We start from the raw sequence: 25,998 nt of genomic DNA on the forward strand, positions 1-25,998 counted from the left end.
GGACCATCGCGTCTGGCGCGTGTTTGCCAGCGATACAGGTCAAATGTGGGAGCTGGCTTGCCTGCGAAAGCGGCGGTGCTGCCAATGAATAGGCCGCCTGTGCCGCCGCCTTCGCAGCCTCGCTGAAGCTCGACAGCTCCCACAGGGGATTGGCGGTGATTGGGGACCATCGCGTCTGGCGCGTGTTTGCCAGCGATACAGGTCAAATGTGGGAGCTGGCTTGCCTGCGAAAGCGGCGGTACTGCCGATGAATAGACCGCCTGTGCCGCCGCCTTCGCAGCCTCGCTGAAGCTCGACAGCTCCCACACTGAACAGGGTTGGGCAACAGGATGCCAATGGCGCTACTTGACTAGTCGCTTCTCTTTCGACGGCCTGTAACCGAAGTAGGCGCTGTAGCATTTGCTGAAATGACTCGGCGACACAAACCCGCACGCTACCAGCACATCCACTTGTGACAACTCGGTGTGTTGTAACAGTCGACGTGCCTCCGTCACACGCAATTCCATGTAATAGCGTTGCGGCGTGGTGCCCAGTTGCTCCTTGAACAAGCGCTCCAGCTGGCGCCGGGAGCGGCCGGCGTACACGGCGAGTTGGTCCAGTTCCAGGGGTTCTTCCAGGTTGGCGTCCATCAGTTTCACCACTTCACGCAATGGCGCACTGACGCAGACGTTCTCCGTGGGTTTGATCCGGCGATAGCGGGACTCTTCAAACGCCAGGATGTCTTCGATCCCTTCGACCAACGCCTTGCCGTGCAAGCTCTTGATCCAGTCAAGCGCCATGTGGAAAGCCCCCGATGGGCTCGAAGCGGTCAGGCGGTCGCGGTCGATCACGTAGGGTTCGCTGGTGACCTGGGCTGCCTTGGACACTTCTGCCAGCGCCGGACGATGTTCCGGGTGGATGGCGCAGCGGTAGCCGTCGAGCAGACCGGCACGCCCGAGAAACCATGAGCCATTCCACAAACCAGCCAGGCCGATCCCTTGTTCGGCGGCGGCACGCAGCAGCTGGATCAAGTCATCGCCTGCTTTGAGTTCTGTACGAAAACCGCCACAGACCACCAAGAGATCAAGGTCCGGCAATGCCGACGGTTGCAAGGGCGCGTCGGGGCGGATCACCAGGCCCAGGTCGCTGATGACCTCGGCACTGCTGCAGCCGAAAGTACGGGTGGCAAACAGCTCGGGCCGCAACAGGTTGGCGGTGATCAGGGTATCGAGCGCCTGGGTGAATGCAGGCAGGGAGAAGTGTTCAAGCAACAAAAAGCCGACGCGGGTGAGCGGCGACGGCTGTTGGGGGGAGTCTTTGAGGTAGCGCAGGTTCTTGCCTTTCATGCCACCGCTGAACTGGCGTCTTTCCATTGAGGGTCAGCCCACTTTTATTGTCGATTGCTGTGGGCGACATCTTAGAGGATTGGCGTACCAAAGCGGCGAAAACGTGGCATCCAGTTATCCAGGATCTGCGCCGACGCCAGGATATGGTGGGCACGCCCGATCAGCAGGCGGCGCGGTACAAAGCCGATGTAGCGGGAGTCTGCGCTGTTGTCGCGGTTATCGCCCAGCATGAAGTAGCTGTCGGCCGGCACCACCACCGGGCCGAAATCACGCAAAGCGCGTACCTGCGGGATGAATTGGACAGTGCGCTTGCTGGTGTTCACCTGCTCGGTCAGCTTGACCGCCGCAAGGGTTTGCCCTGCAGCGAAAGGTTCACGGATATCTTGCACATCCGCGTAGGTGGCTGGCGTGCCATTGACCCACAACACTTCGTTTTTCATTTCCAGCGTGTCACCAGGGATGCCGACGATCCGCTTGATCAAGCGCTCGCCATCCTTGGGCGAGGTGAAGGTCACCACATCGCCACGCTGGGGGTTATTCAGCTTGACCAGCGAAATATCGCTGAGGGGCAACTTGAGGTCATAAGCCACTCGGTTCACCAGCACCACGTCCCCCTCGACCAGCGTCGGACGCATGGAACCGGACGGAATGGGGTTCCAATCGGCCAACGAAGTACGGAACACACCAAAACACAGCCAAAAAAGGATGACGTAACGGTATTTGCTCAACCAACGTTGCATAAAGCCTCACACGGTAAAGAAGTGCAGAACAGGCTCCACACGGTCCCGGTCATATTGAGTAACCTTCACAGTTGCCCATGAAGGTTACATTAACGTTTAACACCAAGCGCACAAAACACCGAATCCTGTCCTGATCTTCATAAACACCACCCCTCCCAAGCCCATCTCCCAGCAGGCGAAGCCCCATCTGATACGGTTTTTTCTTTGGCATCTGCGCCTGTATCGAAATCTGTTCCGGGCGGACAATAACCCCATTCCCGACACCCTTGTCGAGCATGGCAGGAAGGTTCCTGCCGTCCCCTTCCCTTCGGAGGCGTTATGACCAAGATGGCACTTTTCCTGTTCGGCTTTTTGGTGCTGACCATCGGCATTGGCATGCTGGCGACCATATCGCCGGTTTAACGCCGATCAGTTGCCGGCGAGCATCGGGTACAGCGACACCACTAGCAGCCCGGCCATCGACCAGTTGAACAGACGCAACCAACGCGGCTCGCGCAGCACATTGCGCAAGCCGCTGCCACAACCGACCCACACACATACGCTGGGCAGGTTGACCACGGCAAACACCAAGGCAATCACTAGCACGTTGGTGACGTAGCCCTCGGCGGGCGTATAGGTGGTGATCGCGCCCAGCGCCATGATCCACGCCTTGGGGTTGACCCACTGAAACGCCGCCGCCCCCAGGAACGTCATGGGCTTGCCCTGGGTATCGCTGCTGTCGGACATGCCGGCGGAGGTGGCGATCTTCCACGCCAGGTACAGCAGGTACGCCGCGCCCATATAGCGCAACAACGTGTAGGCCCACGGGAACAGCTTGAACACCTCCCCCAGCCCCAGACCAACTGAAATCACCAGCACCATGAAACCGATGCTGATCCCCAACGCATGAGGCATCGACCGACGAAACCCGAAGTTCACCCCCGACGCCAGCAACATGGTGTTGTTGGGGCCTGGGGTGATCGAAGACACGAAGGCAAACAGTACAAAGGCTGAGAGCAGACTGGTAGACATGAACATGGCGCGGCATCCGAACGGCGGTGGTATGCCGGTGACAGTAGTGGGTTCCAGCCGCTGGCGCCCCGTACAGCTAAGGGCGGATAGAGGCATACACTTTCGTCAGCGTTGCGCCTATTCAAGCAGCCAATCGATCAGCACCTGGAGCCTTTTGGGCAGCGTTGGATGAGCGGGATGCACCAGGTAATAACCATAGCCGACCGCGTCGATGAAACCGCCGAATGGCAGCACCAGCTCACCCGCCTCCACTCGTTGACGCACCAGTTGCTCACGACCAATGGCGATGCCCGCGTGGTTGATCGCGGCCAGTACGCTCAAGTCGGAACGGTCAAACGTCATGAAACGATCAGGCAACTCAACCGTGTTGCCGGTCGCCTGCAGCCAAAGCCGCCATTCCGCATCGAATGAAACGTTGTCCCACGCTGCCACGTCATGCAACACCGTGCAGTCGGGCAACCGTTGCGGCTGGCCCATCAAGCCATGGGCCATGGCATATTCGGGGCTGCACACCGGGGCGATGCGTTCGGGCATCAACCGGGTGCTTTGCAAGCCGGGGTGTTCGCCGTTCGAGTAACACAGCACCAAGTCGATACGGCGGGTGCGATAGTCGATGGGCTCATTGCCGACCCGCACATCCAACTGGATCGCCGGATAGCGCGCGATGAAGTCCGACAACCTGGGCACCAACCAGCACTGGGCCACTGACGGTCTTGCGTAAAAGCACAGTTGCCCTTCGACCTGGGCGGCGGAGCGTTCCTGGACCGCTTCAGACAGCGTATCCATGGCCTGCTGCATGACCTTGAAGATCCGCTCGCCATCCTCCGTCAGCTCGACCCGCCTGGGCAGGCGATGGAACAGCTTGAGCGTCAGCTCCTCTTCCAGGCGCGCAATGCGGTGGCTGACGGCACTCGCCGTCAGGCACAGCTCTTGCGCGGCGCGGGCAAAACTCAGGTGGCGGGCGGCAACCAGAAAGGTGTGCAGGTTGGACAGATGGGCACCGCTCAGTTTGGGCACCTTTGTCAGACCGCGTGCAGGCATTGCTATTGACCCCTCTCGTGCTATTGTTGGTTACGTCGCAGGCTCCTGCAGCTTGCGCCCTTTATCAAGGTAAGCCGCGAACTCCGTCGCGGGCACCATGCTGCCGCCTGTGCCCCAGATCAGATGCGTGGCGTTGGCCAGCCGGGTCGCATCCATGCCGATGAGCTGCAGGTATGACGCATCGCTGAGCACTCGCACCATACCGGGTGCGCCTGCCATGGCCGACGGCTCCAGTTGCACACCTTCGAGCTCATGGGCCAGGAACATCAGGCGGTAAAGCGTCTGATCGGTGACGGTATAGTAACCGTCGATCAAACGTTGCATCGCCCTGCCGACAAAACCGGACGGGCGCCCTACCGCCAACCCGTCCGCCGCCGTGATGTTGTCGATCCCCACGTCCTGGACACTGACCTGGTCATGCAACCCGGTGTACACGCCCAACAGCATGCAGGGTGAATGGGTGGGCTCGGCGAACACGCAGCGCACAGCATCGCCAAACGCAAGCTTCAACCCAAACGCAACACCGCCAGGACCACCGCCCACTCCGCACGGCAGGTACACAAAGAGCGGGTGTTCGGCGTCCACTTTCACCCCTGCCGCCTCGAACTGCTGCGCCAGACGCTCGGCCGCCACGGCGTAGCCAAGGAACAGGTGAGGCGAGTTTTCGTCATCGATGAAGTAGCAGGCAGGATCGTTTTCTGCCTGCTGGCGCCCGTTCTCCACGGCGACGCTGTAGTCGCTGGTATATTCCACCACCGTCACGCCGTTGGCGCGCAACTTGTCTTTCTTCCATTGGCGCGCATCCGATGACATATGGACCGTGGCCTGGAACCCCAACTTGGCGCTCATGATGCCGATGGACAAGCCGAGGTTGCCAGTGGAGCCGACCGCGATCTTGTGGCGGCCAAAAAACTCCACGGCCGCTGTGCTCGCCAAACAGGCGTAGTCATCCTCAAGGGTGATCAAGCCCGCCTGCAAGGCCAGGTCCTCGGCATGCTTGAGCACTTCATGAATCCCGCCGCGCGCCTTGATCGAACCCGAGATCGGTAGATCGCTGTCTTTCTTGAGCCACAAGGCTCCCTGCCCGGATAACCCGGCGTCACTCAAAAGCCGCTGCTGGAAGGCCTTCAGCGGCTCGATACCCGACTCGATAATGCCGCCAGCCGCTGCCGTTTCCGGGAAAACCTTGGCGATGTACGGTGCAAAGCGCCGCAAGCGTTCACTGGCTTCCTTGACATCGTCCTGGCTCAAGCCGACGTCCCCCAACGCAGTGGCGGTGGGTGCGATAGCGGGGTTGAACCAAGTCACCGGCTCAAGTGACACCAACGCTTTGATCAGTGGATGGCTGTGATACCACGCCTCCAGGGTTTTGCCTTGAATCATAAAAACCACCTTTGGTCACACAAACTGGGAAAGAACCAACGTAAACAACAGTGCCGAGACCGAAGCCAACACGGTGGCGCCGGTGAATGTCTTGAGGGCTTCGGAGAGGGAAATGCCCAGGTACTCCTTCACGACCCAGAACGCGGAATCCGTGACGTGGGTCCAGCCAATGGCGCCGGCACCGATGGCGATGACTAAAATCTCCGGGCTGTATTCCGGGTGCTGAGCCAGCATCGGCAGGATCATGCCAGCGGTGCTGATCATGGCCACCGTGGCGGAGCCGACTGCGAAGTGCATCAGCCCTGCGATCAGCCACGCCAGGATGATTGGGTTGATGTTCGACTGGCCCAGCACATCGGCCAATGCCTTGCCGATCCCGCTGCCCACCAACATGTCGTTGAACGCCCCACCCGCCCCGATCACCAGAAGAATGCCGGCCAAGGGCGGAAAGCAGCGCTGGGTCAAACTGAGCAAGTCGCCCATGCCCAACCCTCGGCGCAGGCCCAGTGACCAGTAGGCAAAGACAATCGACAGCATCAGGGCAATCAGTGGGTGGCCGATAAAGGAGGCCCACTCCAGTGCTATCGAGCCCTTCGCCAATACCGACGCAGCCAGTGTTTTGCCCACCATCAGAGCCAACGGCAATAGCACGTTGAACAGCGCCACCACAAAACTGGGGGCGCGGCTGTCATCAAGGCTGACGTCGCCACGCTCAACCAGAAACCGGGCCTGGTCGTCAGGCGCTTGTCGCGAGCACACCAACTTCACCCAGATCGGCCCGGCGATCACCGCGGTGGGTAGCCCGACGATAAGGCCGTACAGGATCACCGTGCCGATGTCGGCGTTGAGCAAGCCGGTGATCGCCGTTGCCGCCGGGTGTGGCGGAAGCATGCAGTGGACCACCATCAGCGAAGTCGCCAAGGGCACGCCCAGGTACAAGCGGTTGATGTGGGTCTGGCGGGCGACCACGTAAATCAAGGGAATCAACAGGACAAAACCCACCTCGAAGAACACCGGGATACCGGCAATAAAGCCCACCAGCATCATGGCCCACGCGGCGTGTCGTTCTCCCAGAACATGTAGCAAGGTGGTCGCTATACGTTTTGCACCCCCGGACTCCTCCAGCAACTTACCGAGAATACTGCCCAGGCCGATGATGCCGGCCAAAAAGCCCAGCGTGCTACCCATGCCCTTCTCGAAAGCGGCGACGATTGCTCCGGGGCTCATACCGGTGCCGATTCCCACCACCAGGCTGGCGGCTATCAGGGCGAGGAAAGGATGAATGCGCAGTTTGCTGATCAGCACCACGATCAGCAGGATTGAAACACCCAGGATCGATAGGGAAAGCGTAGGGGTCATGGCGGGAGTTGCTCCATCGCAGCTCGCATCGGTGCGAGTTATTGTTTGTTTGCGATGGATTAGATTTCAGGCGAGGAATGGGTACAAACGATGAATCGTCAGGCGCCAGATGAGCTCTCGTCAGCTATTTGAAACGATTACCAAGCAACTTGCCGGGCAAGGCATTCAGTCTTGCGGTCGCTGCCCGCTCGTTGGAACGAATGAAATTATCGGGCTGACGGGCCGACTCCTGCGCCGTATTAAAGAAATTTCACGCAGCATTTAGCTACACGTCTCCTATTTGCATCGGGCTTTCCAAGGCCTACTGAGCGCGTCCCTGCTCAACGCCCGTGGAGAATTCAATGCACGACAACATTTGTTATTCCGCGCTACAAAGAATTGGCCGTTACCTCAAGAGAGGACTGCTGAGTACCGCACTCATGTTCCCCGTTTATTGCAACGCCGTCGTAGGGGGAGCGGATGTCCGCGAAGGAAAATACCCATTCATGGCAACCATTCAGTACCACGCTTCAGGGCCAACATCACTACAGCGCCATGGCTGCGGAGGTTCCCTGATAGCCCCCGACTGGGTGCTGACGGCCGCCCATTGCCTGGTGAACATTGAACCCTCGCAGATCGAAGTCATTGTGGGCCGCACCCAGCTCAGTGATGCCTCGCAGGGGCAAACAGTCCCAGTACAACGCATCGTCCTGCACCCCGACTTCCTGCGCACGCTCGCTCCGGATGTGGCGCTGCTCAAACTCGAACACATCCCGAACGGCATCGGGCCGATTGCGATGGTGGCAAGCCGGGAAAATCTGGAGGACCGCTTGAAGCAGATGATAGTGACCGGCTGGGGTAACACTGCACGCAGTCCAGCCCCCGATACACACCCCGACAAGTTACAGCGAGCCAGGCTGCCACGCATGATGGACGTGCAGTGCACCTCTATCGCGCCGAGCCTGAACCTGCAAAATAGTTTTTGTATCGGTGCCGATGGCTTGATACCGGACAGTGGTGATTCAGGCGGCCCGGTTTTTATCAAACGGCGCGCACAAGGCTATGTGCAGTTAGGCATCGTCAGCCAAGGAATTATCATTGCCCGCTTGTCGAACCCAACAGTGGCCGACTTCATTCGCAAAACCATTGCTACGACGCCTTGAGGCGCGGCTCAATCATCCGATGCAGGCAGGTCGCGCTGCCTGACTAGCCCTTCAAGCGTAAACCGCGCCTGCATCAGCACCACATCCCGCACCAGTTCCATCTCCTTCTGATTGACCTCGGTCCACTTCAGCGCTTCGAGCAGCTTGGGTTTCTGTACCCGAAACGCCAACCCTTGGGTAAACAGTGCCATGGAATGAATCACCGTACGTTCATCTTCCACGGCAAAACCGGCCAGGCGCGCGATCAGTTGGCGGATGACCCGGCCAATACGCGCCTTGAAGCGATCCTCGAATGCCATCGTCGCACTTTCAGGGCATAGACCGGCCTGGTGGCGATCGAGAAATGCGCGCCAGGCCGTGGTCTGGGGACTGTCCTGGATCGTCGAGACGACGGTGCCCAGGATGCCCAGCGACACGTCGATCAAGCTGCTGTCGTTAGCCTGCCCATCGGCCAACGCCTGTTCTGCGGCTTCCACGCAAGGCGCCATCTTGCGCCAGAGCAACGCGATCAAGTGTTCGACGCACGCCAAGTACACGCCTTCCTTGCCATCGAAGTAGTACTGGATCGCCGGAGCATTGACGCCGGCCGCCGTGGCGATGTCACGCGTGGACGCGCCGTCGTAGCCGCGCTCACCAAACACCACGACCGCGGCCTCAACGATGCGTGCACGGGTTTCTTCACCGCGCTGGTAGCCACCTTCAGCGGCAGGTTTATGTCGTGCCATGTGCAGCTCCTTGTCTATACCGAAGCAAAATATACCAGTTGACAAAAATTCGCGAAAAATAGAATTTATTCCATCCGATATAAATCTGGAGTGCCCCTCGATGTCCGCTGCACCTCCCTCCCCTCAGGTCATTCCTGAAGACACCGTCAACGGTCAGCGTGGCAAAGCACGTCGAATCCTCCTGAGCATCGCCGCCCTCGCGCTGTTGATCGGTGTGGGCTGGGCCGCGTGGTGGTGGCTGACCGGTCGCTTTATCGAGACAACCGACGACGCTTATCTGCAGGCCGACAGCATCAGCGTGGCACCCAAGATCAACGGCTATGTGGCCGAAGTGCTGGTGAGCGACAACCAGAACGTGAAGCGCGGCGATGTGTTGGTACGCCTGGACGCACGCAAGTACCAGGCCGTCAGCGACGAAGCCACGGCGACCATCGCCGCGCGTAATGCCGACTACGCCAAAGCCCAAGCCGACCTGGTGCAACAGGACTCGACCATCGCCGAAGCCCGCGCCCAGTTGCAAGGTGCCGAAGCTGATGCACGCCACGCGCAGACCGAAGTGGCTCGCTACGCCCCTTTGGCCCGTTCCGGCGCCGAACCGCAGGAACGCCTGGCGCAACTCAACAACCAACTGGCCCAGGCTCGCAGCACAGTGGCCGCCAAACAGGCCGCGTTGTGTTCCAGCGAAACCCGCTACGGCACCCTGCAGGCCCAGCTCAAGCAGGCTCAGGCGCAACTCGGCGTGGCCAAGGCCAGCGAGGCGCAGAGCCAGTTGGATGTCGATGACGCGGTGATACGCAGCCCGTTGGATGGCCGTGTAGCTGATCGCGGTGTACGGGTTGGCCAGTACGTGCAGCCCGGCACCCGCTTGTTGACGGTCGTGCCGATCAGCGCGATTTACCTCACCGCCAACTACAAGGAAACCCAGATCGGCGAAATGCGCCCCGGCCAGAGCGTCAGCGTGCAAGTAGATGCGCTGCCAGGCCGTAAGCTGCAAGGCCACATCGACAGCCTCTCCCCCGGCACCGGTGCGCAGTTTGCGTTGCTGCCGCCGTCGAATGCCACCGGCAACTTCACCAAAATCGTCCAGCGCGTACCGGTGCGTATTGCCCTGGATGTTCCGGATGACGTGCGTATCGCCTTGATGCCCGGACTGTCGGCAACCGTAGAAGTGGACACCCGCACCTACGGCGCGGACGCCAATCATGGCTGAAGCGCTGATCGCCGGGCTCGTTGCCGATAAACCGCGCAACGCCTCGCTGACCGACTGGATCGCAGTGGCCGCAGGCGCGCTGGGTGCCTTGCTGGCAACGCTGGACGTGTCGATCACCAACTCGGCACTGCCGCTGATCCAGGGCCAGATCGGCGCCACCGGTACCGAGGGCACCTGGATCGCCACCGGCTACCTGATGTCGGAAATCGTCATGATCCCCCTCGCCGCCTGGCTGACCCGGGTATTCGGCCTGCGCCGGTTCCTGATCGGCACCGCCTTGATGTTCACGGCGTTTTCGATGTTCTGCGGCCTGTCCGCAAGCCTCGGCGCGATGATCGCCGGGCGCATCGGCCAGGGCTTCGCAGGTGGCGCGATGATCCCCACCGCGCAGACCATCGTGCGCACGCGCCTGCCGCCCCACCAACTGGCCATCGGCACCACGATGTTCGGCATGACCGTGATCCTCGGCCCCTTGCTTGGCCCGGTGATCGGCGGCTGGCTCACGGAAAACATCAACTGGCGCTGGTGCTTCTTTCTCAACCTGCCCATCAGCATCGCCCTGATCACCCTGCTGATCACCGGCTTGCCATCCGAACGCATGAACCTGCAACGTTTTATCAGCGCCGACTGGCTGGGCATCCTTGGCCTGGCCATGGGCCTCAGTTCACTCACCGTGGTGCTTGAGGAAGGCCAGCGCGAACACTGGTTCGACTCGTTGTTGATCACCTGGCTGAGCATCACCACGGTGGTGGGTTTCTTTCTGATTGCCGTCGGGCAGTTCCGGTCGAGTACGCCGATCCTGCGCTTGCAACTGGTGCTCAACAAAAGCTTCGGCAGCGTGTTGTTGATCGGTACTGCCGTCGGCGCCGGGATTTATGGCACGGCGTATCTGGTGCCGCAGTTCCTCGGCATTCTGTCTGGCTACAACGCCCAGCAGTCGGGCGCGATCATGCTGCTGTCGGGGATTCCTGCGTTTCTACTGATGCCGATTCTGCCGCGCATGCTGGGCCGTTATGACCTGCGCTGGATGGTCGGGATCGGTCTGTTGTTGTATTGGGCCAGTTGCTTTGTAGACACCACGCTCACCGCCGACAGCGTCGGGCACGACTTCGTCTGGTCCCAACTGTTACGGGGTTTCGGGCAGATCCTGGTGATGATGCCCCTCAGCCAACTATCGATGCGCTCGGTCGACACACGGGACGCCGGCGACGCCGCCGGGCTCTACAACATGTCACGCAACCTGGGCGGTACCATCGGACTGGCGTTGCTCGGCGTGCTGATGGACCGGCGCAGCCACTTTCATGACGACATGCTGCGCGAAGGCATCCAGGCCAACAGCCAATTGGCCCAGGACCACATGGCGAGCAACACCGCCAGCTACCTGGCGCAAACCGGCGACCCTTCCAGCGCACCGTTGCAGGCGTTGGCCCAACTGGCCAATGACATTGCCCGGCAGGCGTCGGTGATGGCCTATAACGACTCATTTTATGTCCTGGGACTCGCGATGCTGGCGTGCCTGCCCCTGATCCTCATCCTGAAAAAGCGCACGGTACCACGATGATTGCTCGCTCCTTTCCGCTGCTTCTCACCGTCGGCCTGCTGTCCGCCTGCACCGTCGGCCCGGATTACCAAGGCGCCCCCAGCGTTGCGCCTAAAACCTTGGCGGCCGGGCGTTTGCCCCATGCAGACAACACCGCGCCAGCCGCTCCCGCCGTCGCTCAATGGTGGCGAACCCTGGGCGATGCCCAGCTCACTGAACTGGTTGAAAAGGCACTGCAAAACAGTCCCGACATTGCCACTGCTCAAGCTCGGCTAACACAATCGCGCGCCAGCCTCAGCAGCACTCGTGCCGATGCGATGCCCAAAGTCACCGGCGATGCGGCGATGCTCAGATTACGCTCCCCCGACACCTCGGCGTTGGGCGGCAGCAGCGGCAGCGGTCGTGGCCCATTGAGCCTGTACCTCGCCGGCTTCGATGCCAGTTGGGAGGCCGACCTGTTCGGCGGCACCCGTCGTGCCGTCGAAGCAGCCCAGGCGGAAGCGGACTCGGCCGAAGCACAGCTGGTCGATGCCCAAGTGCAACTGGCCGCAGAAATCGTCCAAACCTACACCGACCTGCGCGACCAACAGGCACGCCTGGCATTGGTGGACGCCAGCGTCGACATCGAAAACCAGGCCCTGAACCTTACCCAGCAACGCCGCGACCGAGGCGTGGCCTCTCAATTGCAGCTTGAGCAAGTGTTGACCCAAGCTGAAAACACCCAGGCCCAGCGCCTACCGCTGCAAGCATCCATCATCGAATCCCTCGACCAACTCGACCTGCTCTGCGGCCTGGAACCCGGTGAACTGGACAGCCAACTCAGCGCCCCGCGCACCCTGCCCGCCATCCCTGCCACCGTACCGCTCGCCAACCCGGCCTCACTCCTGAAGGCCCGCCCGGATATCCGGATGGCCGAACGCAAACTGGCGTCGAGCAACGCACAAATTGGCGAAAAAACCGCGGATTGGTTCCCCAAGCTCAGCCTGATGGGCGACTTGTCATTCTCCGCCGGCGACCCCGGCCACCTCGCCCGCAAAGACAACGGCACCTGGCTGATCCTGCCCCGCATCACCTGGAACGCCCTGGATTTCGGCCGGGTTGCCGCCAGCGTAAAAGGCGCCGAAGCCGGGCGAGACGAAGCGCTCGCGCAGTACAAGAGCGTGATATTGAGCGCGTTGCGTGATGCGGACGTGGCATTGGCGCGGTATGGGCATCAACGGCAAAATGTGGTGCTGTTGCGCAATGTGGAGTCGTCTGCTGTGCGTGCAGCGGACCTGACTCGCCAACGTTATCGAGCGGGCACTGCGAGCACGCTGGATTGGCTGGATGCGGAGCGCACACGGTATCAGGCCCAAGAGAGCCGGATCTCGGGGGATGCACAGTTGTTGAAGGACTTTGCGTCGTTGCATAAGGCACTTGGACTAGGGTGGACGCTTTGAGACGTGATCTGGATGGCGGTCTCTTACGTGTAGCCGTTATTTCAAGTCTTGAGCCAACAGCGCCTCAACCTTTGTACGCAACTCATCCAGCGCAGCCAAATCTTCAGCGCTGTACTCCTTGGCTTCCTCGTGCAAGGCGCAAACGGTGCCATACACCTCGCCATCAGGTCCGTGTACCGCATAGCCTAAATAGTTGCTCAGCCCGAACTCCACCTCATCCTCATTGCCGGCCCAGTCCGCCTCCAAACGCGAGTCCTTGACGTAGAGTGGCTGGTCGGTGTCCACAACCCGCTCACAGTAGAGCGCTTGGCCGTTGTGAGCCAGGGTACTTTTCTTGCCCTGAGCGCCAATGGGATATGTATCCTCATGACGTCCGCCAGAAGCCTCTACCTGCATGTGTTGGGGAAGTGATCGCATAACCAGGATGGAGCTGACACCGAGTTGTTTAGCTAACGCGTCGATATCCTCGCGTAGCGAGTCGAATACTGAGCTGGATTTGGCCACAAGAAGATCCGGACTATGGGTTGGAAAAGTCCAACTATAGGACGCAGGATCGAAGATCCTAAATACTCAATGGGTATTAGAATAGAAGCGGCTGCCGAGCGCGACGGGCCGGTATGCACCGTTTATTCGTGGATACCGGCCGGCTTTGTGTTCCGTTTACTTACTCGTCCCAGAAGCGTCCTGCTCGACCACCAGATCCAGCACATAGACCTTCGAAGGGGCGTCTGCCGGCGGGTTCTTCCATTCGTATTCCTTTACCCGCAGCACAGTGCGCACACCCTCATGATGTTCGAAGCCTTCGATAGACTGGTACAGCGGGTGCCATGTGTCTTGGGTTGGACGTTGCAGGCCGGCGTCGTCATAGCGGCGCTCGCGCACTTGTAAACATTGATAGTCAGGGATCATCGGGTGACTGCACTTCACGGTCTTTGCAGCTACTTCCAGGAACTTGATCTCACCCTTGCTACCGTAACGTGTCTCCGGTGTGGCCTCGCCCTTTAGCTTGAGCACCGAGCCGTCCGCTGTCGTCAGCTGCAGCATCGGCTCCGCGTTATCGCCGGTGATGGCAGCGCGCAAATCCCCCTTGAACAGTCGACCGACTTGGGCGTCAAGGTCCATCAAACTCTTGTCACAGGCCATAAGCGTCGAGGCCAGCGGCTGCACACTCAACATCCCGCCCTGATAGTGGTAGCCACCGAACTGGCCATTGCAACCACCGCTGATGTTCAGGTTCTTGTCACCGAATGAAACGCGCAGCTTGCGCTCGATGCCTTTGCTCATAGCGATAAGAGGCTTGCCTGAAGCATCAACAGCCGAGACCAGGTTCCAGTGGTAAGCGGATAATGCTGGCTGGGCTACAGCAGCCGAAGTAGCAGTGGGCATGGAAGGTGATTCTTCATGGCTTTTGGAGGTGGCGGCACAGCCTTGGATCAGTGCAGCACAAACGGCCACAAGAAGAATGTTTTGTTTCATGGTTCACTCTTTCAGCTTTGATGAGTACGGGCGTTATCTTGCGCCGGCAAGATAAACGCGCGGCTAAACCGGTATTTTGAGGTCATTCGAAGCATTGACTGAGTGTAGACCCAATGGTGGCTCGGACGACCTCGTCCTTGACCGATAGCAATCGGACATCATCTGCTTCGTTCGGTTTCACCGAACAGGAGCACTGGAAGTGTTGCCAAATCTTACATAGAAATTGAGCCTAACTTTCCAGTAGTGTTTGGCTGTGACAGCGAAGCGCCTTGCCAGGAAAACAGGTGCTATCCAGCCGAAAAGAACTGTTCACTTTGCCGCTCAGCATTCACCCGTTTTCTCAAAATGCTCTACGGCCGCAAAGACCTTCAATCTTGCCCTATGCAACAGCACACGAACGTTAGAGAGAGAAATTTCCAAAATATTGCCGATATCTTCCAACTCCAAACCCTGCTGCTCCCGCAGCAACAGCACCCTATTTTGCAACTCTGGCAACTTTTGCAAAGTTTGCTCGAGGCACTGGCCCAATTCACTTTCAGTCAACAGCGCTTCAGGCGTGTCGTGATGCCATGCATGAGGGGCTGTGAGCCAATGAGCTGAATCAGAGGAAAAACGATCAGCATCGATTGTTCCATGAGGAGACGACAGATCATCGAGTAGTACTTCCCGGCGATTCTGCTTGTAGCGACTCTTGGCGAAGTTGGCCGTGATGGTCAGCAACCAGGTCTTGAGACTGGAGCGACCTTGGAAATCCTTCAGGTTTCGCACAACCGACAACCAAGCATCCTGCACCACATCATCCACACTTCGAGTGCCGACAATGGCGTAAGCCACGGCCCGCATTGCGCTGTGATAAGTACTGACCAGCTCTTTGTAGGCCTGTGGCTCACCCGCCAACAAGCGTTTGAGTAGTTGAGTCTCGTCAGTTTGGAGATCACTCCCTCGACAGGTGTGATCAGTCGCGAACGGAAGATTCAGCATAAGACACCTTACGGACCAAGAGTCGACGGGGTCGATGCTACTGCCCGTAATTGCACCGGTACTGTAGGGCATTTCCGAAGTGCTTGAGAGAAAACTACGTGGGCGCCAGGCCGCGCTACCGAAGTCGACCCAACCAAGTCAGGTATTCATGCTTCGGACATCCCGCCGTATGGCCTGAGGAGGAACGCCAAAACCACGAATGAATACCTCGCGCATATGACGGCGATCACGAAAGCCGGTTTCCTTGGCGATCACGTCCAGCGAATGGCGGCTCTGTTCGATCATCAGCCGCGCAGCCTCCAGGCGCAGGCGCTCGACGGCTTTGGCCGGGGATTGCCCGGTTTCCGCTGTGAACACACGGGTGAACTGGCGCGGGCTGAGGTGTACGGCCTCGCCCAGTTCCTCGACGCTGAGCGGCTTATGCAAGTTCTGTCGGGCGTAGTTCAGCGCGTTCTGAATGCGGTCGGATTTCGGCGCGAGGGTAAGCATCTCCGAGTGCTGCGACTGCCCGCCCGAGCGACGCTGATGCATGACCAGTTTGTGCGCCACCGAACGTGCCACTTCCGCGCCCAGATCCTTTTCCACCATGCCCAGTGCCAGGTCCAGGCCAGCGGTCATGCCGGCGGACGTCCACACGTTGCCATCGATGATGAAGATGCGGTCATCCTCCACGCTGATCTGCGGATACAGGCGTTGCAGGGCGGCGCCGTAGGCCCAATGGGTTGTCGCGCGGAGGCCGTCGAGCAGGCCGGCCTCGGCCAGTACGAAGCCCCCGGTGCAGATGCCTGCTACGCGGCGCGCCTGTTGCCCGGCCTGGCGCACGAAGGCCAGGGCCGCCTCGCTGGGCGGCGTTTCCAGTGGTGTGTTGACCCCAACTATCATCCAGGTGTCCGCCCGGCCGGGGTTGTTCAGCGCGTGGGTTTCGATGCCCAGTCCCAGGGATGAGCGCACGATGCCGCCAGCGATTGAGAAGAACTCGATGGCGTAGAAAGGTGTCTCGGCCACAATGTTGGCGTACTCGAAGACAGTCTGGGTGGCGAGTGACAGCACCTGGAAGTCGTCAGAGAGTAGGTAGCCGATTCTGTGCATGGCGGAGTCTCGTGTCAGTCATGTCCTAAAATACGACTATATATGTCATTTAGGTCTTCCCCAACCCTCGTCATGATGTGTCCCAAGCCCACCCTACTTGGAGACACAGCATGAGCAACGTATCGAAAGGCACTGCACTGGTCACCGGAGCCTCGTCGGGGATCGGCGCTCTCTACGCCGAGCACCTGGCACGTCGTGGCTACGACCTGATCCTGGTCGCCCGCAACCGCGAACGTCTGAACGACCTGGCCCGTCGCATCACCGACGAAAACCAGCGTGTCGTCGAGGTGCTACAGGCAGACCTAGGCGACGCCCTGAGCCTGGCCACCGTCGAGGCCAAGCTTAGGGACGACGCGAGCATCACCCTGCTGGTCAACAATGCCGGCATCGGCACCCACACACCGCTGCTCGATAGCGACGTCGACCTGATGACGCGGATGATCGACCTCAACGTAACCGCGCTGATGCGCCTGAGTTACGCCGCCATCCCCGGTTTCGTCGAGCGTGGCAACGGCGCCATCATCAATATTTCCTCCATTGTCAGCATCGCCCCGGAACTGCTCAACGGCGTATACGGTGGCACCAAGGCATTCGTCACCGCCTTTAGCCAGTCGCTGCATCACGAGTTGGCCGACAAAGGCGTGCGCATCCAGGCCGTGCTGCCAGGAGCGACCGCCACCGAATTCTGGAGCAACGGTGGCCTGCCGCTAGAGCACCTCGACCCCGCCATCGTGATGCCGGCCAACGCTTTGGTCGACGCCGCACTGGTCGACTTCGATCACGGCGAACTGATCTCCATCCCCTCGCTGCATGACGCCAGTCATTGGCACGCCTACGAGGCGGCTCGCAAGACAATGTTTAACCAGCTTTCCAGCAACCAACCCGCGCCGCGCTATAGCGTTCAGCGTTGATTGACACGACCGACCTTATCCACAAGAGCGGCGATCCACGTGTCATGCCGCTGGATGCCTTCATCGCCGAAACCCTGGCCAAGCTGGAAACGGCCACAACCGAAGTGATCGTCGATGGCATCGCCGCGCTGCGCGCCAACGTCGGGCCGAACGAGCACGCGTTGGTGGAGCAGTTCAACCAGTCGATCATCGACAATCCCATCCCTGTTGCCTGAGCCCGGCGCCCGGCCTCTGAATGAGGTTGGGCGTCTCTGCGCATCTCTTTTTATGATGACAAATTCTTCGGCTTGCTCGGCCAGGAGCTGCTTGAATCGGACGTTTGAATCGCCTCTGATTTTGTAGGAGCTCGATGGCTGCTTTCGGGTCGACAGCGGCCAGACATAGCTGAATTCTTCGTTCATCTTCCCCCCCCGATTGCTATTAGACGTTTTTTGCCTATCACCAAGAGCAGGAATCAACCCCGAGGAAAACAGTCTGGAAATTACAACCTCATTGCACACTTGTCGGTGACTCTTATCCGGCATGGTGTGGCTTACAACCTCCCAACATTAGGTACTTTAAGGTCGAACAACAGCTCATCGGTTGCACGTTCAAAATGGTCAGTAAGGAAATCCAGCAATACACGAACACGGGGAGTCCGGTAGCGATTGCCATGCAATACTGCGTAGACGCCGGCCTCACGAACACAAAAGTCAGGCAACAGGACTTTCAGCCTTCCAGCACGTATATCGGCTGCGGCATCCCAAATGGTCTTACGTGCAATGCCATGTCCGGCCAACGCCCATGCGCGCGCGAGGGCGCCATCATTTGTTTCCCATGCCTGGCTCATGGACACGGTGTGGTTCCATTCCTGGCCGTCCACCACAAAGTGGAAGGTGTTCAATGGACCTGCGGAAGTCACCAGCACGATGAACTTGTGGTTAGCCAAGTCAGCAGGAGTCTGGGGTTCACCATATCGCGCCAGATAATCAGGCGAAGCGCAAAGTACTCGCCAGTTGGGAGCCAACTGCCTGGCGATCATCGAGCTGTCATGTGGCTGTCCAAACCGAATTGCTAGATCGACATCGTCTTGTACCAGGTTCGACACCGAATCCGACAACGTCAGTGCGACGTACAGCTCCGGGTACAGCGTGCTGAATGCCTCAAGCCAATCATTCAGTAGATTGCGACCAAAATCGGCAGATGCGGATATCCGTACCTTACCACGCACCTCTGTTTGACTAGCTTGAAGCCCCGCTTCGGCCTCATCGATAGCCCGCAATGCGACCCAGCACTGTTGTAAATAGAACCGACCTTCTTCTGTGAGACGCAACTGGCGCGTTGTGCGATCAAACAATTTGGTGCGCAGCGCCGTCTCAAGCTTGATAAGTCGCGCGCTGGCCGCGGCTGGTGACAGCGCCAGTTTGCGTCCAGCAGCAGACAAGCTGCCGAGTGCTGCCGCCTCGACAAACAAACGCATATCACCCAATCGATCAGTAGCCATATTCAACTCAAATTTGATAGTTCATCAAATGGTAGGCCAATTATCAAATTCGTGAAGACTCACCACACTCATACCTCCTATCCCGTTGAGCACAGGTCATGACCGGCGAATCGCAATTTGAAAATGGCTCTTTCACGACATCGGACAATGCAGAGGATCGCACTACTGGGCGTCTCCCACTGGCGGCTCTGTTGGCGCTAACAATGGGTAGTTTTATCGCCACCGCCAACGAAACGATGCCAGCAGGACTTTTGCCACAAATCGCCGAGGCGTTCGGTGTGTCGCAAGCGTGGGCTGGTCAGATGGTGACCTTATGTGCACTGGGCTCAGGGTTGGCGGCTACTCCATTGACCATTGCATTGCAGGGTTGGCACCGGCGTTTGGTTCTACTGCTGGCCGTCGGGGTGTTTTTCGCCTCGAATGCGGTGACTGCCTTGTCGCCCTGGTTCTCCTTGACGCTGGCTGCCCGCTTCATCGTGGGTATCGCAACAGGTTTGGCTTGGAGCCTGCTGGCAGGCTACGCCAGGCGGATGGTCCCCCCTGCGCTGCACGGTCGCGCGATGGCATTGGCCATGCTCGGCATTCCTTTGGCACTGGCACTTGGGGTACCGCTCGGTGCCTGGCTCGGTCAACTTCTGGGGTGGCGTTGTGTGTTCGGGACGCTCTCAGGGCTGAGCCTTTTACTGATGGCCTGGATCTATCTGAACGTGCCTGAGTATCCTGGGCAGCGCTCCGATCGACGCCTTCCGCTACGCACGGTTTTGCAAACTCCAGGCGTGCGGCCTGTGCTTGCGGTGGTCATGCTCTGGATTTTGGCCCACTACACCCTCTATACCTATATTGCTGCATTCCTGGCTTCTGTCGGATTGGCTGATCAGGTAGAGCGTGGCCTCTTTGCATTCGGCATTGCTGCCTTGGTCGGTCTATGGATGATCGGCACGCTGATTGATGGCAGGCTTCGGCGTCTGATCCTGCTCAGCCTGACATCCTTCACCCTGGTTTCGTTTGTCCTTGGGCTGGGTGGCCTGCCCGTCAGTGTGATTTATATCGGCATCGTCCTGTGGGGGATGAGCTTCGGAGGTGCGCCAACTTTATTACAAACCGCCTTGGCCGATGCAGCCGGTGACGGCGCTGATATTGCGCAATCCATGCTGGTCACCGTCTTCAACCTGGCGTTTGCTGGAAGTGGTGTGGTCGGCGGCATTCTCCTGGAAACCAGGGGGGCAAGCGCTATTCCCTGGGTAGCGTTGGCATTGTTACTGCCAGCGCTGTTGATTGTTTCGATAGCCAGGGGGCATGCATTCAGGCGTTAAATACCACCGAAGCGTTGAGGATTTAGGCAACCCGTATTTGCATAAGCTCTCCTGAGAACCACCCGCGTGACTCCCAAGAACAACAAAGCCCAGCGCGGGTCTGGGCTACTCCAAGGACAACATTCGGCCAGAAGCAGACAGTCCCACACGGGTCAATGGGCTCGCTTTGGGTATCGAAGTTTCTAGAAAAGCTGTACCTATTCAGCATCGATCTGCATGCGGAAGCCGATATTTTCCAGTCGCAAACAGGCATCGGCTATGCGTTGAAGTCGAAGCCGGCAGCTCAGGTCGGAACCGCTCTGGGTATCAATTTTCGCCGTGAGGCAGGAACACACCACGGAATCGCATCTTCCCGGAGGACAGGCGGTCATAAGCCTCCGTTGCTTGATCAAGCGAGAAGGTTTCGACAATAGGCTTGACCTTACCCTTCGCGGCCAAGTCGAGAATTTCGGCGAGGTAATGCTGTCCGCCATGCGTGGAGCCAACCACCCGTTGGCGCATCATATGGAATGGCTTGCCGTCGGACGGAATCGAGAACGGCTTGCTGAAGTCGAGCCCGCAAAGGACGATGCGACCGTCAGGATTGACTCCCGCAAGCATCTTTTCGGCGGTTTCGAAGTCGTTGGTGGTGATCAGCAGCACGTCGGCACCACCGACTGCCAACAGCTCCTCGGCATTGGTGACGACGTGGTCGGCACCCAGGTCGGTCGCAAGCTTGTGCTTGTCTGGGGAGTGCGTGATCGCGATGGTCTCGAATCCGCACGCCTTGGAGAACTGCAAGGCGACATGGCCCAACCCGCCGATACCCAGCACCGCGATCCTGTCACCAGGTTTCGGCTCCGCATCTCGCAGGCCGCTCCAGGTGGTATAGCCCGCGCACATCATGGGCGCGGCGTCCGCGTAGGACAGCCCATCGGGCAACAATACGGTGCCTTCCGCAGAAATTGCGATGTACTCTGCGTGCCCGCCCTGCGACGCGAAGCCGGTCGTTCTCGGCGAAACGCAGTTCATGGCCGTCTGGCCGGTCAACGGGCGGTTCTGGCGGCAGTACGGGCATCGACCGCACGAGGACTGTACCCAGGTGGTGCCGACTCGGTCTCCAACCTTGCGCGTGTGGACGCCCGAACCGACTTCGACGATTTCGCCGACCACTTCGTGACCCGGGGTCTGGGGATAAATGTCACCGCCAGCCCCCTGAGTTGCCCACACGTCCGTGTAGCACATGCCGGAGGCGTGAACTTTCACCAGGACCAGCCCTGGCTCTGCCTTGGGCATGGGAACCTCATGAACCTCCCAAGGCTTGTTCGCCCCGGTCATCACAACTGCCTTCATCTTCATCGCATTTTCCTTTCGATCAGGTGGTCATTACTGTCAGGGCTGCGGACGAGATGCTCTCAGAGCGACACCGGCCATTTTGGGCCCGCGATGCTGCAGCTTCATTCGAGTCTATGATTCATTGACTGTTGCAACAATCCGGTCAATATTTGATTCCATGATGAAATCAATTCACCAATCTAAGGGCAATGACCTGTCGGCCTTTGCCGCATTCTTAGCGGTCGCAGCCCACCGAAGTTTCCGCCGCGCCGCAATCGATCTCGACATGACGCCCTCGGCGATCAGTCACTCGATCAAGGTTCTCGAACAGCGGTTGAACGTCCGCCTTTTCAACCGGACGACTCGAAGCGTCTCCTTGACCGAGGCGGGAGAACGCCTAGCCACAAAACTAAGACCGGCAATGGCCTCAGTTGAAGAAGCCGTTCGGGAGCTGGAGGGCAATGACCACGCTCCCAGCGGCACAGTGCGAATCAATGCCAGTGAGGGCGCCATCCGGTTGGTACTGTGGCCAGTGCTTGCGCGCTTTTTGCGCGAGTATCCTCGCGTCCATCTCGACATATTCAGTGATGGCAAGCTGAGCGATATCGTTGCCGATGGTTTCGATGCGGGTATCCGATTATTGGACGCCGTACCAAAAGATATGGTGGCCATCCCAGTCATGGGAGAGGTCCGCTTTGCGGCAGTGGCGTCGCCCGAGTATTTCGAGCAACGCGGATATCCAAGGGTGCCGCAAGATCTGTATGACCATCATTGCATCCGCTTCCGGTTTGAAAGTGGTGCAATCTACCGATGGGAGTTTGAGCGCCAAGGCGCTGTCGAAAGGATCAACGCTCCCGGCCCTCTCACATTGACTGATCAACCGCTGATGGTGGAGGCAGCAATCGATGGAATAGGCATCGCCTTCGTGCCCGACCATCTTGCAGCAAATGCGCTCAAGGACGGCCGACTCAAACGAGTTCTGGAAGAGTGGTGTCCCGCGTATCCGGGGCTGTGCCTCTATTACTCGGCGAATCGCCATGTACCATCCGGCCTGAGAGCGTTGATCAATATGCTGACTGAAACGCTGTCCCGCAATTAGACGACCTTGCGCTTAAGAGGCGGCCGGTCGGTTGTAACACCGCCTGGCACAACTCGACGACCGGCCTCGTCAGCGCCTTGCCATTGCAGCTAGTTGCGGCTCGATCGAGGAGAGACATATCGACGTCGACGTCTCAAATTTACCGGCAAAAAAGTGGGGTTGCGAAATCGTTGATCAAATCGCAAGCAATAAAAAACCCCGTAGAAGTTAATCTACGGGGTTTCCAAGAGTGGAGGCCGAGGTCGGAATCGAACCGGCGTAGGCGGATTTGCAATCCGCTGCATAACCATTTTGCTACTCGGCCTCAAACGATCATTGCCCTTGTCGCTGGCACTCACCGCATAAAAACTTGAGTGGACTATAAAGCCCTGCCTCTACTCTAACTCATTGAATACATTGAAGTTTTTAATGCTTCGTTGCGTTCGATGGGCGCCATTATGTACTTATTTGCTTTTGCCTGCAACCCCTTGATTTCAAAAATATTTCGTACTGGCATCAATGAGTTGCGGGCGTGTCTTACTCCTTGATGCGTTGCTCGCGATACTGCGGGTCAGCCTGGATCTGGGCGTCGGTGAACGGCAGTGGGCGCAGTTTTTTCTCGGAGAAAGCTTGGGTCTGGTCCTTGGCGTGTGGCGACGTGGGGTCGCTGGATTCAGAGAACGCCAGCACGCCGAGGGCTTGGGGGCCGTTGTCGCCGAAGGTCACGATTTGCAGGTAGCTGGTGCCACTGACCACTTCGCGTTTGCCGTCGGCACGGGGCACGGTTTGCATGGCGTTGTAGATGCCCAGTTGCTGCGGGCCGCCGTGCATCGGGGTTTGGCCGGAGACTTGGATGTCGCCCCAGCGGGTCAGGCCGAGTTTGCTGACCTCTGCCGTCGATGTGAGCATGGCTTCGCGCAATGCCTTGGCCACGGGCGCACGGTCGATGGCTAGGCCGCGGGGCGTGGTGAGCGGTTGGGACGGGTTGAAGGCGACGCGCCAGGCGTCGGGGATCTGCTGCAGGTGTTCCACCAGGTTGATGAAGTGCACCAGGCCCAGGCCGCTGTCGAGGTTGGCGCGCTGGTCCCAGTTTTTCAGGCTGGTACACAGTGGCTGCAAGGCAGTCGCGTCCGTGCCCAGGCGTTTGGCGCAGAACTCAAGCAAGTCGGGCATGACTTGGCTGGCAAGGTACACCTCGTTGTCCATGACCATGTTTTGCAGGTCGGTGACGGTGATCGGTTGTTTCTCCAGGGATTGCAGGCGCTGCACGGCGAAACGGGCACGTGGCCCGAGGCCAATGTGGTCCTGGCTGATCACGGGTGAGAACCCGGTCAACGGCGCCTTGGGGTTGGCCAGCCACGCCGAGTCGTTGGAATGCTGCACGTAGTCGCTGCGTTGCAGTTGCGGCAATTGCTCGGCTGGGAAGATGCCAGGCTGGGCCGCACGCGGGTCGATGTCCCAGGCACAGGCGCTGTGGGCGCCGTCGAGCATGATCATCTGCAGGCCGGCCCGAGGGTCGCTGCATTGTTTGAGTTTGGCGGCGCTGACGTTGGGCACCACCGACAGGTTCATGTACAAGCTCTGGCCCTGGTCGTCGGCGGCCAGGGTGTTGACCCACGGGATGCCTTGCAGGGCATGGACAGAGGCTTGCAGTTCCTTGAGGCTGGCGGCGCGGTTCATCGCATACCATTGCTGCAAGACGCGGTCATTGCCCAGGTTGGCGTCGCGCAGGCTGAAGGCGTAATGGCTGTCCCAATCCAGCTTGCCGGGCCATTGCACCACGGGACCGAACTGCGAGCTGTAGACCGTATGCACCTGAGGCTTGAGGCTGCCGTCCGACTGCTTGACCTGCACAGTGACCGAGGTTTTATCCAAAGGGATGGATTGACCATCGAGCAAGTAGCGTGTGGAATCCTTGGGATCGAGCGTCAAGCGATACAAAGTGAAATGCCTGGAGGTGTCGACCGTATGGGTCCAGGCCACATGCTGGTTGAACCCGATATTGATCACCGGCAAGCCGGGCAAGGCAGCGCCCATCACGTCCAATTGGCCAGGAATGGTCAGGTGCATCTCATAAAAGCGCATGCCACCCACCCAAGGGAAATGGGGGTTGGCCAGCAGCATTCCACGACCGTTGAATGAACGATCGCGGCCAACAGCCACGGCATTGCTGCCCCGCTCAAGGTTGAAGCGCTGCTGACGCTCAGCCGCCAGTTCAAAGGCTTTCGCGTCATGTTGCACACGGACTGTGGCTTGAGGTGGCGTTGCGCCAACCAGGGCTTCGGCGAATTGGCCGACACCACCTTCCACCAGTAGCCGGCGTGTCAGCTTGACCAAATCTTCAACCACCAGCGGCCTCACCCACGTTGCCTGGCAGTGGTTTGGCGCGCCCTGCTCTTTCAGATAGCGGTTGTAGCCGGCCACATAACCCTGCATGCGCTGCTGCATTTGGGGGCTTTGCGCCTTCCAGAAAGCGCCAACGGCCTCAGGGCTATTGAGCCAAGTGAAAAACACATCGCTGGCCAGGTTGTTGCGCTCTTCCAGCGTCGCCTGTTCCGGGCCGAAGTAACGGGCGCGCTCACCGTTCACTGTTACGACTTCATTGGCCAGTAAACACAGGTTGTCCTGGGCATAGGCGTAACCGATGCCGAAGCCCAGGCCGCGTTCGTCATTGGCGCGAATATGCGGCACACCGTACGTGGTGCGGCGTATTTCCGCCGACGCCTGCGTCACCTGTTCGCGTGCCGACGCGGCAACACTCAACGCCAGCAGAACCCCTGCCACACCCACCCTGGCCAACCCGTTGGAAATAATCACGCAAGCTCCACAGTCAAATTGAACACCCCACTGGCGGGCATCTTCCCCACCGTAAGGACGCATACAACCCGAAACAATTTAGCCAGGCGGGGCTGATTCGCAGCGTTTGACCTGTGACAAACGTGATACCGACAAATTTTCTACATCTGTCGCTTCATGATTTGCGTCGCTCGTTCGTCTTACTGACTAAGAGCGCCATCATTTTCCTGATCAGGCTCTGATAAGGAGTTTTTTGCATGTACAACTCGCAACTGCCCACGGACGGACACTCACAGGCTGCCGACGCCAATTTCAGCGCAGCCCCCCAAACGCTTGGCAAAGTTCCCGACCAGCAAGGCAACCAACGTATTCGCCATTTGCTCAAGTGTTTTGGCCTGCGCACCAGCCTGATTCGACTGAAAGTCATCGACGCCCTGCTCACTGCCGCAGACAACCAGCGCACCCTCGGGGTACGCGGTGTGCACAGCCATTTGCTGGAGCTGGGCATCCCGTTGTCGTTTCTCAGCGTGCGTGAGGTGCTCAAGCGCCTGTGCAGCGAGGGCGTGATCACCCTCAATGCCGATAAAAGCTACAGCCTCCATGAAGAGGCTGCCAAAGTGCTCGACGGTCGTGCCTGACGCA

At 59.1% G+C, this 25,998-nt stretch carries 23 protein-coding genes, 1 tRNA gene and 1 pseudogene; 9 read left to right on the forward strand and 16 right to left on the reverse strand.

Annotation, left to right across the window (positions count from 1 at the left end):
- Positions 1-341 precede the first annotated feature (341 nt).
- The 7 genes from AC07V4_RS15885 to AC07V4_RS15915 all read right to left on the reverse strand — a co-directional run bounded on the left by AC07V4_RS15885 (position 342) and on the right by AC07V4_RS15915 (position 6,859).
- Positions 342-1,325 carry a GlxA family transcriptional regulator gene (locus AC07V4_RS15885; protein ID WP_492637595.1) on the reverse strand — a complete coding sequence of 328 codons (984 nt, stop codon included), beginning with the start codon at positions 1,323-1,325 and terminating at the stop codon, positions 342-344.
- Between the two features lie 71 nt (positions 1,326-1,396).
- A complete protein-coding gene (gene lepB, locus AC07V4_RS15890) occupies positions 1,397-2,065 on the reverse strand; it encodes a signal peptidase I (protein ID WP_492637382.1) in 669 nt (222 codons plus the stop codon).
- Between the two features lie 49 nt (positions 2,066-2,114).
- Positions 2,115-2,342, reverse strand: coding sequence for a hypothetical protein (locus AC07V4_RS15895; protein WP_492637383.1), 228 nt, complete (start codon positions 2,340-2,342; stop codon positions 2,115-2,117).
- A 131-nt stretch (positions 2,343-2,473) separates the two neighbouring features.
- Positions 2,474-3,082 carry a LysE family translocator gene (locus AC07V4_RS15900; protein ID WP_492637384.1) on the reverse strand — a complete coding sequence of 203 codons (609 nt, stop codon included), beginning with the start codon at positions 3,080-3,082 and terminating at the stop codon, positions 2,474-2,476.
- Between the two features lie 111 nt (positions 3,083-3,193).
- The gene (gene dsdC / locus AC07V4_RS15905) at positions 3,194-4,117 is read right to left on the reverse strand and encodes a DNA-binding transcriptional regulator DsdC (protein ID WP_492637385.1); all 924 of its coding nucleotides are present in this window, start codon (positions 4,115-4,117) and stop codon (positions 3,194-3,196) included.
- A 30-nt stretch (positions 4,118-4,147) separates the two neighbouring features.
- Positions 4,148-5,500: a D-serine ammonia-lyase gene (gene dsdA / locus AC07V4_RS15910; RefSeq protein ID WP_492637386.1), complete on the reverse strand. Its 1,353-nt coding sequence runs from the start codon at positions 5,498-5,500 to the stop codon at positions 4,148-4,150.
- 15 nt (positions 5,501-5,515) lie between these two features.
- On the reverse strand, positions 5,516-6,859 hold the full coding sequence (locus tag AC07V4_RS15915; RefSeq protein WP_492637387.1) for a GntT/GntP/DsdX family permease: 1,344 nt from the start codon (positions 6,857-6,859) through the stop codon (positions 5,516-5,518).
- Between the two features lie 341 nt (positions 6,860-7,200).
- Here AC07V4_RS15915 and AC07V4_RS15920 point away from each other — a divergent pair, with 341 nt between their 5' ends.
- Positions 7,201-8,001 carry a serine protease gene (locus AC07V4_RS15920; protein WP_492637388.1) on the forward strand — a complete coding sequence of 267 codons (801 nt, stop codon included), beginning with the start codon at positions 7,201-7,203 and terminating at the stop codon, positions 7,999-8,001.
- 8 nt (positions 8,002-8,009) lie between these two features.
- On the opposite strand, the gene AC07V4_RS15925 is transcribed toward AC07V4_RS15920, so the two are convergent.
- Positions 8,010-8,726: a CerR family C-terminal domain-containing protein gene (locus AC07V4_RS15925; protein WP_492637389.1), complete on the reverse strand. Its 717-nt coding sequence runs from the start codon at positions 8,724-8,726 to the stop codon at positions 8,010-8,012.
- A gap of 100 nt (positions 8,727-8,826) precedes the next feature.
- On the opposite strand from AC07V4_RS15925, the gene AC07V4_RS15930 reads away from it, so the two are divergent.
- From AC07V4_RS15930 to AC07V4_RS15940, 3 genes are read left to right on the forward strand one after another with little or no spacing between them, the layout of a single operon-like run.
- On the forward strand, positions 8,827-9,936 hold the full coding sequence (locus tag AC07V4_RS15930; RefSeq protein WP_492637390.1) for an HlyD family secretion protein: 1,110 nt from the start codon (positions 8,827-8,829) through the stop codon (positions 9,934-9,936).
- Positions 9,929-11,497: a DHA2 family efflux MFS transporter permease subunit gene (locus tag AC07V4_RS15935; protein WP_492637391.1), complete on the forward strand. Its 1,569-nt coding sequence runs from the start codon at positions 9,929-9,931 to the stop codon at positions 11,495-11,497. The genes AC07V4_RS15930 and AC07V4_RS15935 overlap by 8 nt, the downstream gene beginning before the upstream one ends.
- Positions 11,494-12,915 carry an efflux transporter outer membrane subunit gene (locus tag AC07V4_RS15940; RefSeq protein WP_492637392.1) on the forward strand — a complete coding sequence of 474 codons (1,422 nt, stop codon included), beginning with the start codon at positions 11,494-11,496 and terminating at the stop codon, positions 12,913-12,915. Before AC07V4_RS15935 ends, AC07V4_RS15940 begins: the two co-directional genes overlap by 4 nt.
- 36 nt (positions 12,916-12,951) lie before the next feature.
- Here AC07V4_RS15940 and AC07V4_RS15945 read toward each other — a convergent pair whose 3' ends face one another.
- The 4 genes from AC07V4_RS15945 to AC07V4_RS15960 all read right to left on the reverse strand — a co-directional run bounded on the left by AC07V4_RS15945 (position 12,952) and on the right by AC07V4_RS15960 (position 16,461).
- A complete protein-coding gene (locus tag AC07V4_RS15945) occupies positions 12,952-13,419 on the reverse strand; it encodes a GAF domain-containing protein (protein WP_431750123.1) in 468 nt (155 codons plus the stop codon).
- Between the two features lie 156 nt (positions 13,420-13,575).
- Complete coding sequence (locus AC07V4_RS15950) at positions 13,576-14,391, reverse strand: DUF4377 domain-containing protein (protein ID WP_492637393.1); 816 nt, start codon at positions 14,389-14,391, stop codon at positions 13,576-13,578.
- Between the two features lie 321 nt (positions 14,392-14,712).
- Positions 14,713-15,372 (reverse strand): RNA polymerase sigma factor, encoded by a 660-nt coding sequence (locus AC07V4_RS15955; protein WP_492637394.1) that lies wholly within the window; start codon positions 15,370-15,372, stop codon positions 14,713-14,715.
- A 138-nt stretch (positions 15,373-15,510) separates the two neighbouring features.
- Positions 15,511-16,461, reverse strand: coding sequence for a GlxA family transcriptional regulator (locus AC07V4_RS15960; RefSeq protein ID WP_492637395.1), 951 nt, complete (start codon positions 16,459-16,461; stop codon positions 15,511-15,513).
- Positions 16,462-16,571: 110 nt separating this feature from the next.
- Here AC07V4_RS15960 and AC07V4_RS15965 point away from each other — a divergent pair, with 110 nt between their 5' ends.
- Together AC07V4_RS15965 and AC07V4_RS15970 are read left to right on the forward strand one after the other, a co-directional pair.
- Entirely contained in the window at positions 16,572-17,372 is an 801-nt protein-coding gene (locus tag AC07V4_RS15965; RefSeq protein WP_492637396.1) for an SDR family NAD(P)-dependent oxidoreductase, read from the forward strand.
- Positions 17,373-17,380: 8 nt separating this feature from the next.
- Positions 17,381-17,587 (forward strand): annotated as a pseudogene (locus tag AC07V4_RS15970) (short-chain dehydrogenase); the annotation flags it as partial.
- Positions 17,588-17,904: 317 nt separating this feature from the next.
- Here AC07V4_RS15970 and AC07V4_RS15975 read toward each other — a convergent pair.
- The gene (locus AC07V4_RS15975; RefSeq protein WP_492637397.1) at positions 17,905-18,855 is read right to left on the reverse strand and encodes a LysR family transcriptional regulator; all 951 of its coding nucleotides are present in this window, start codon (positions 18,853-18,855) and stop codon (positions 17,905-17,907) included.
- A gap of 98 nt (positions 18,856-18,953) precedes the next feature.
- Between AC07V4_RS15975 and AC07V4_RS15980 the strand changes: the two genes are divergently transcribed.
- Complete coding sequence (locus AC07V4_RS15980) at positions 18,954-20,168, forward strand: MFS transporter (protein ID WP_492637398.1); 1,215 nt, start codon at positions 18,954-18,956, stop codon at positions 20,166-20,168.
- 306 nt (positions 20,169-20,474) lie between these two features.
- Here AC07V4_RS15980 and AC07V4_RS15985 read toward each other — a convergent pair whose 3' ends face one another.
- Positions 20,475-21,506, reverse strand: a complete 1,032-nt coding sequence (locus AC07V4_RS15985; protein WP_492637399.1) for an alcohol dehydrogenase catalytic domain-containing protein — start codon at positions 21,504-21,506, stop codon at positions 20,475-20,477.
- A 157-nt stretch (positions 21,507-21,663) separates the two neighbouring features.
- On the opposite strand from AC07V4_RS15985, the gene AC07V4_RS15990 reads away from it, so the two are divergent.
- Positions 21,664-22,581, forward strand: a complete 918-nt coding sequence (locus AC07V4_RS15990) for a LysR family transcriptional regulator (RefSeq protein ID WP_492637400.1) — start codon at positions 21,664-21,666, stop codon at positions 22,579-22,581.
- 230 nt (positions 22,582-22,811) lie between these two features.
- Here AC07V4_RS15990 and AC07V4_RS15995 read toward each other — a convergent pair.
- Together AC07V4_RS15995 and pvdQ are read right to left on the reverse strand one after the other, a co-directional pair.
- Positions 22,812-22,885 (reverse strand) — tRNA-Cys (locus tag AC07V4_RS15995).
- A gap of 212 nt (positions 22,886-23,097) precedes the next feature.
- Positions 23,098-25,377, reverse strand: a complete 2,280-nt coding sequence (pvdQ, locus tag AC07V4_RS16000) for a bifunctional acylase PvdQ (protein ID WP_492637401.1) — start codon at positions 25,375-25,377, stop codon at positions 23,098-23,100.
- Between the two features lie 236 nt (positions 25,378-25,613).
- On the opposite strand from pvdQ, the gene AC07V4_RS16005 reads away from it, so the two are divergent.
- Positions 25,614-25,994 (forward strand): fe2+ zn2+ uptake regulation protein, encoded by a 381-nt coding sequence (locus AC07V4_RS16005; RefSeq protein ID WP_431751900.1) that lies wholly within the window; start codon positions 25,614-25,616, stop codon positions 25,992-25,994.
- Positions 25,995-25,998: the final 4 nt, after the last annotated feature.

The sequence above is a fragment of the Pseudomonas sp. GW821-FHT03A09 genome (assembly GCF_059421065.1).